At 35.5% G+C, this 4647-nt stretch carries 1 pseudogene; it reads left to right on the forward strand.

The features are described 5' to 3' along the window. Positions 1 to 4136: pseudogene (locus tag QWU_RS09415) on the forward strand (type ISP restriction/modification enzyme); the annotation flags it as partial. Positions 4137 to 4647: the final 511 nt, after the last annotated feature.

The raw sequence follows: 4647 nt of genomic DNA on the forward strand, positions 1-4647 counted from the left end.
AACATCAGATCTTGTGCTCCCTGCTACAACAGATGCAAAAGCCCTTGCCAAAGAAGCCCGTGAAAACCTAACAGATGCAATGACTGTGGTCTTTTCAACCTATCATTCCATTCAAGTGATTTCGGATGCACAAAAAGAGCATGGGTTACCTGAATTTGATCTGATCATTTGTGATGAAGCGCATAGAACAACTGGTGTTGTGTTGGGAACAGACAAGTATGAATCTGAATTTATCAAGGTTCATGATAACAGCATCATTCGAGGTAAAAAACGCCTCTACATGACAGCAACCCCAAAGATCTTTAGTGACAAGCTGAAAAGGAATGCTTTCTTATCCAATAACGTTTTGGTGTCCATGGATAATGAAAAACTCTATGGCAAACAACTTTACACTTACAACTTTTCACGTGCTTTAGAGGATAAGCTGTTATCACCTTGTAAAGTTATCATATTAGTTGTCAATGAAAAAGAAGTAAGCCAATCCATTCAACATCTGATTACCGATAAGAATTATGAACTTATTCTTGACGATAGGACCAAGATTAATGGCTGTTATAGAGCCCTTACCAAAATGGATCTGAAACTTGATCTTGAAGATGACCCCAAGCCTATGCGTAGAGCTTTAGCTTTTTGCAAAGATATTGATACTTCTAAACGCATATGCAAAAGATTCAAAAAAGAAAAAGTGCAAGAATCTTTGCGCGCTCTTCATAAAAACTATAAAGATACTCCCCCTCTTAACTGTACCCTTGCCCATATTGATGGAACCTTTAGTGCTAAAGAGCGTACAAAACAACTCGACTGGTTAAAGGAAGATGCGGGGGAAAATACTTGCCGTGTACTTACCAATGTACGCTGTCTTTCTGAAGGTGTTGATGTACCCGCTCTTGATGCTGTTCTATTTTTACACCCGCGCAAAAGTCAAATTGAGATTATTCAAGCAATAGGACGTGTCATGCGTCGAGCAGAGGGTAAAAAAAGAGGCTATATCATTCTACCCGTTGGGATACCCGCTGATATTCCGCCGGAAATAGCCTTAGAAAAAAACCAAAAGTATAATGTCATCTGGCAAGTTCTCAATGCTTTACGAGCCCATGATGATAACTTTAATAAAATAATTCACCATATGCACAAAAAACAAGACGTAAGCGATGCTCTTGAAATTGTTGCTGCTTCTCAAGAACTTGCGTTAGAAGATACGACCACGGTTATTGATGATTTACCTACACGCTCAAAATTAGAATATTCAGGACTTAATATTGGGTTAGCAACTTATGAATCCTCTCACGCATGTGAAGAACAAGGAGAACTCCCCCTTTTTTCTAAATGTAAAGATGTCATTAAAGCTGCTATTGTTAATAGATTTTACGATCCTAGCTATTGGAAAAAATGGGCAATAAATGTTGGTGATCTCGCTCAAACTCATATCGCACGCTTAACTGAAGTTTTGACGAAATCAGAAACTGAAACACGGCGGGTGTTTAATGATTTTATGACCGAATTGCGTAGCAATTTGAATACGACTGTCTCTGAACAAAATGCAATTGAAATGCTTGCACAACACCTCGTGACGCGTCCAGTCTTTAATGCTTTATTTGAGGGGCATCAGTTTGTTCAAGAAAATCCCGTATCTTGCGCTTTACAACGTGTACTCGATGCCCTTGATAATTTTACTCTTAAAGAAGAATCTCAAGATCTCAAAAATATTTCTAGGAGTGTACAATTTTACACGCGTGGAATTACTACTCTTGAAGCACAACAAAGTTTAATTGTAGAGCTTTATAATGAATTTTTCCGTTATGCTTTTCCACGTACGGTAGAAGAAATTAGGAATTGTTTATACCCCCATTGAGGTTGTTGATTTTATCATTCATTCTGTTGATGATGTCTTACGCAGTGAGTTTGGAAAAAGCTTAGGATCACGGGGGGTCTCTATTCTTGACCCTTTTACTGGAACGGGTACTTTTATCACACGGTTGTTACAATCAAATCTTATAAAACCAGAGGATATGGAATATAAATACCGTTATGATATCCATGCTAATGAGATTGTCTTGCTCGCCTATTATATAGCAGCTATTAATATCGAAGCAACTTATCACGGTCTTATGAAAGGGAATTATATCCCATTCAAGCATATTGGTTTAACCGATACATTCCAAATGCTTGAAAGGAAAGATTTGTTGCAAGAGTTATTTAAAGAAAATAGTGAATATTTAGAACATCAGAAAAATCTGGATATTGAAGTTATCTTTGGAAATCCTCCTTATTCAACAGGTCAAAAAAGCGAAAATGATAATGCAAAGAACACTCCCTATCCCATATTAAATAAACGTATCGGTGAAACTTACGCCGCTCAATCTAAAGCAAATCTTAGGCAAGCGCTTTATGACAGTTATATCCGCGCCATTCGCTGGGCAAGTGACCGTATTGCTGATGCTGGGGTAATCGGCTTTGTCACAAATGGAAATTTTATCAATGGATATTCTATGGATGGTTTACGAAAATCTTTAGCCAAAGAATTTACAAGTATTTACGTACTTAATTTACGGGGGGATATTCGCAAAAATATGACGAATAAAGAAGATTCTCAAGAAGGACAAAATATTTTTGGCAATGGTAGTATGACTGGTATTGCTGTAACCTTGTTTATAAAAAATCCCAATACTATTGGACCTTGTAAAATTTACTATCATGATATTGGAGATTCTCTTACAAGAGAAAAAAAGCTTAAGACAATTAAAAAATTTGGTAGCATTGATGGTATTACACGAAGTAAACAAGGTTGGAAAATAATTACACCAGATAAGCATGGTGATTGGCTTAGGCAACGTGATGACAGTTTCAAAGCATTTTTAGTATCAGGTGATAAAAAAGGGCATGAAAAAAAATTATTTGAGATTTATTCATGTGGTCTAAAAACCAATCGTGATGCTTGGACATACAACTCTAGCCGTGATGCTTTATCAAAAAACATGCACAACATGATTAACTTTTATAATAGTGAGGTAAAACGTTTTAATGATACTTATCATACTGACCATAAAACACGTACGAAGGTTGTAGATAATTTTGTTAATGCGGATGAGAAAAAGATAAGTTGGAGCCATAATGTTAAGCAGGAACTGGTAAGAGGAAAAATTTTTGAATTTGAAGATACATGCTTTATTCAAAGCCTTTATCGCCCTTTTATGAAACAATGGCTTTATTATCATCGTGCCTTCAACGATAGAGTTTCCAAAATGCCGCGTATATTCCCTATGGGAAAAGCCGTTGAAAATAAGGTAATACAAATTACAGGTACGGGGGCAATGGGAGGATTTTCTGTACTAATGAGTAAGACACTACCTAATTTTCATGCAATGGATACTAGTCAATGCTTTCCAAGATACTTTTATGAAGATACTACGGTTTCAAAAGGTAAAAATGAGAAACAATCCCATTTATTTATAGAAGACAGCCAAACAGCTGATTTACAGAAGCGTGATGCTATTACTGATGAGGGATTAGCCCATTTTCAAGCTGCTTATCCTAATGAAAAAATCACTAAAGATGATTTGTTTTATTACGTTTATGGTTTACTTCATTCGCAAGATTACCGTGCTCGTTATGCTGATAACCTCTCTAAGGAACTGCCTCGTATCCCTTGTGTAAAGACTGCTGATGATTTTTGGAAATTTGTTACAGCAGGGCGTGAACTGGGTTATTTGCATGTAAACTATGAAGATGTGGAACCTTATCCCGTGACCTTTAAAAAAGGAAATCCAAAACAGACAGAGATCTCTAATCCCGAAAAGTTTTATTACGTGACTGAAATGAAATTCGCTGGAAATAGTAAAATAAAGGATAAGTCTACTGTTTTTTACAACAACAATATCACAATAACAGATATCCCTCTTGAAGCTTATAAATATATCGTCAATGGCAAGCCCGCTCTTGAATGGGTTATGGGGCGTCAATGCGTTAAGACTGATAAAAAGAGTGGTATTGTGAATGATGCCAATCGTTATGCTGTTGAAACCATTGGCAATCCTGCCTATCCATTAGAGTTATTTCAGAGGGTTATTACCGTAAGTTTAGAGACAATCAAAATTGTTAAAAACTTACCAAAATTAGAAATAAGAGAAACCGAATAGACTTATAAAGCATGCTCAGATGATAGGCATATTAACCTCACAAAGGGGTATAAGGTCTTATACCTATAGGGGGGGCTCTATACCCCTTTTATAAATTGCTTACATAACATCTTAAAAGGAGTGTTTATATGCGTTATTCTAAAAAGAAATCATTTGCACTTTTAAATACTCTTATTTGGATTGCCTTTAAGAGATTATACCGTATTTAAAATGATAACTTTATCCTTTTCAAAAGCTTTGTTTTAAAAAGAGTTATGTATTATTCATTTTCTTATATTACTTATAGGTTTTGAAGGTTTCTCAAACCCTCAAAATACCCTCAAAAATATACCGTTGGTTGTATTTATAGGTTGTGTCTTGATATAGGTTGTTTATTAAAAAAATAACTTATTGAAATATAATAACTTTTATTTTTTGATTGAAAAAAATATATAAAGGGGGTAAAGGGAACCCTCAAAACCCTCAAAAATCATAACCATAATGGTCTTGATAGCATTTCTTATGAGTTACA

Origin of the sequence: Bartonella birtlesii IBS 325 (genome assembly GCF_000273375.1) — a bacterium.
In the GTDB taxonomy this organism is placed as follows: domain Bacteria; phylum Pseudomonadota; class Alphaproteobacteria; order Rhizobiales; family Rhizobiaceae; genus Bartonella; species Bartonella birtlesii.